This is a genomic window from Chamaesiphon polymorphus CCALA 037, assembly GCF_003003845.1.
Classification (GTDB): domain Bacteria; phylum Cyanobacteriota; class Cyanobacteriia; order Cyanobacteriales; family Chamaesiphonaceae; genus Chamaesiphon; species Chamaesiphon polymorphus.
Genome location: NZ_PVWO01000591.1, coordinates 1 through 3,215 on the forward strand (window position 1 = coordinate 1; position 3,215 = coordinate 3,215).

Annotated in this window: 2 protein-coding genes; both read left to right on the forward strand. The window is 46.2% G+C overall.

The features are described from left to right. Positions 1–72: 72 nt before the first annotated feature. Positions 73–2,388 carry a helix-turn-helix domain-containing protein gene (locus tag C7B77_RS26830; RefSeq protein WP_106312212.1) on the forward strand — a complete coding sequence of 772 codons (2,316 nt, stop codon included), beginning with the start codon at positions 73–75 and terminating at the stop codon, positions 2,386–2,388. A gap of 70 nt (positions 2,389–2,458) precedes the next feature. Next, the coding region (locus tag C7B77_RS26835; protein ID WP_106312215.1) for a DUF362 domain-containing protein at positions 2,459–3,215 on the forward strand (757 nt) is incomplete at its 3' end.

A 3,215-nucleotide genomic window follows, 5' to 3' on the forward strand; every position in this document is an offset into this window, starting at 1 on the left:
GGGTAAACCAACCTTAAACGAAGCCTAAAGCCAATCCCTAAAGCCTAATCCCCATCCCCTATCCCCTACTCGATGAATGCTGACAGTGCCATAAATGCGATCGATCGATTACTCATTGACAATACGGGTAAGCATCTTAGCGATCTGCAAATATTTATCATTCAGCAGGTGTGGCTGGGGTGCAAGTATATCGATATTGCCGCAGACTATCATTGTACGGAGGGACATGTCAAAGACACTGCCGCAGCTTTGTGGCAATTATTATCGCAACTATTGGCGGAGCGGGTAACTAAAACCAATCTCAAGTCGATTTTACAACGCCATGAGAGTCCGGCGATCGCGATGCCGACGAGAAGTATCGATCGTCAATTTATCGGTAGAGAACTAGATATCTCTAGATTAGACGAATTGGCCGATCGAGGACAACGGACGATCGTCATTTTGGGCGAGGGTGGCGTCGGTAAAACTACCTTTGCACAGCAGTATTTAAAAACCAGCGGCTGCGATCTAATTTTGGAATTATCGATGGCAAAAGAAGCCGCTCGCATTACGCCCGCCGAAATTATTGTCGAGGAATGGTTGCGCGAAGATTTACAAACCGAGCCAGGAAGAGAATATGGAATCGCTCTATTGCGGCTTAAACGGCAACTCAGTACCCGCAAAATTGGGATTTTAATCGATAATTTAGAGCCAGCATTAGATCGAGATGGGCGAATTATTTCGCCTTACCGTAGCTATGTAGAACTGCTCGGAATTTTAACCGATCGACAGTTGCCCGGAATTACCTTAATTACCAGTCGCGATCGATTATGCGAAGTAGATTTAAATTTAACTCATTATCGGTTGTCGGGATTAGCAGTAGATACGTGGCAAACTTATTTTAATTATCGTCAGATCGATACAACTGCTACCGCAATTACTCCTTTGCATTACTCATACGGGGGTAATGCTAAAGCGATGGAAATTATTGCGAGTAATATTCATGCCGATTTCGCTAGTAATATCGATATTTACTTGCAAGCCGATCGAGATTCACAACTAATCGAAACCGGACTGAAACAATTAATTGCCAATCAATTCGATCGTCTGCAAACTCTAGATCCTGATGCTTATCAATTACTCTGTCGAGCTGGCTGTTATCGCTATCAAGATTTGAGTCGAGTTAATGCCGATGCTTTATTATGCTTATTATGGGAAATCGAACCAACAGCCAGAGCGAAAGTCCTCAACGCGATCGACAACCGCTCGCTAATCGAGTCTCACTGCGGGCAATACTGGCTGCATCCCGCAATTAGAGCCGAAGCGATCGCCAGATTGCAACGAACTGATGACTGGGTAAAAGCGCATCAAGCAGCCGCTAATTATTGGAGCGATGCGGTTGTCAAAATTGTCGATACGCATACCGCAATTACGGCACTAGAGGCATATTATCACTATGTAGAAATTGGAGATTTATTGCAAGCTGCCAAAGTATTACTGCACCCGCGTAACAATCAATGGGGACAATTTTTACCCTTGGCTAGTAATTTATATAGAATGGGATTGATTCAACCCATCCTGATGGCAATTACGCCGATAATTACCGAACTTCCCCCCGATCGATCGACTGCTGAATTAAATAATATTCTCGGCGATCTTTACTGGATTGTCGGGCAAGTACATGAAGCAATTGCGACCCAGCAACACGCGATCGATTATACAGATCGAATGCTATCAAATCTCGATCGACAAGAGAAATCGCATGACATTCATTGCTTGAATATCTTAAATATCGATTCCCTATTGAGCCTCGGCTTATATCACATCGATCTGTGGGAATTAACCACCGCCAGCCAACTCTTTCAACAAGTAATAACAGTTGCCAGTAATACCGCAGGCGATCGCTGGATTCAAAAAGCAACCGTGTGTTTGGCCTTGGTACAATCTTATCTCGATCGATTCGACGAAGCTAGAGCATTAATTACCAAGATCGAGCCTGTAACTATCCACCAAAAATGGACGGGAAGTAGTGCTTATTTTCTCCAAATCGTCGGCCAAATTTACACCAATTTAGGCGACTACGATCTCGCCGAATATATTTATCAGCAAACCTTGACATTTTGTCAAAGTGGTAACTACCTGCAAATTCAAGGTCGAACTTTAACTAGCTTGGCACAATTATATCGATCGCAAGGTAACCTCCAAACCGCTCAAACCACGCATCTCCATGCGATCGAAATTCTCGACAGACTCGGTGCCAAATGCGATCTCGCCGAAGCCTATTATCAAGCCGCACTCACCTGGCAACAAGCCGGAGAGATCGCCCAAAGCCAAATTTATCGCAACACCCACGCACGTAAACTCTTCACCGAAATCGCCGCACCAGAGCAGTTGGTGAGAATTAGTTAGGAGACTGGGAGACTGGCAGAGCATATTATTCTCTTACTCATTACCCATTACTCATTACTCATCCACCCCTATGCCTACCGTCAGCCTAATTCGCGCCACATCCTACGCAACCGATCGACTCCGCGAGTCAGTAGAAGCCGTCTTAGCACCACTAGGTGGTATCGGTGCTTTCGTCAAACCAGGAGATCGCGTCTTACTCAAGCCAAACCTGTTGACTGGTGCGCGTCCGACCAAAGAATGCGTCACGCGTCCCGAATTAGTTAGATGTGTCGCCGAACTGGTAATTGCAGCGGGTGGGAAGCCATTTTTCGGCGATAGTCCCGCTTTTGGGAGTGCGATGGGCGTCGCCAAATCCAACGGTTATTTACCGATGATGGTCGAACTAGATCTGCCTGTGGTCGAATTTCATGGCAAACGCTACGAGACAGCCAGCGAAAATTTCAATCATTTATTACTTAGCAAAGAAGCGATCGAAGCTGATGTCGTCATCAACCTGCCCAAAGTCAAATCTCACGTCCAACTGACGATGACTCTGGGTGTCAAAAATCTCTTCGGGTGCGTTCCTGGCAAAATGAAAGCCTGGTGGCACATGGAAGCTGGCAAAAGTGCCGAACGCTTTGGCGAAATGCTCGTCGAAACCGCGCGCGCAATTAGCCCAAATTTGACCATTATCGATGGTATTATCGGCCACGAGGGAAATGGCCCCAGTGGCGGCGAACCCAAGTTATTAGGCGTTCTGGGTGCTTCTGGGGACGTATTTGCTCTAGATGTGGCGATGCTGGAAGTTTTAAATGTGGATGCACATCTAGTTCCGACAGCGGCTGCGG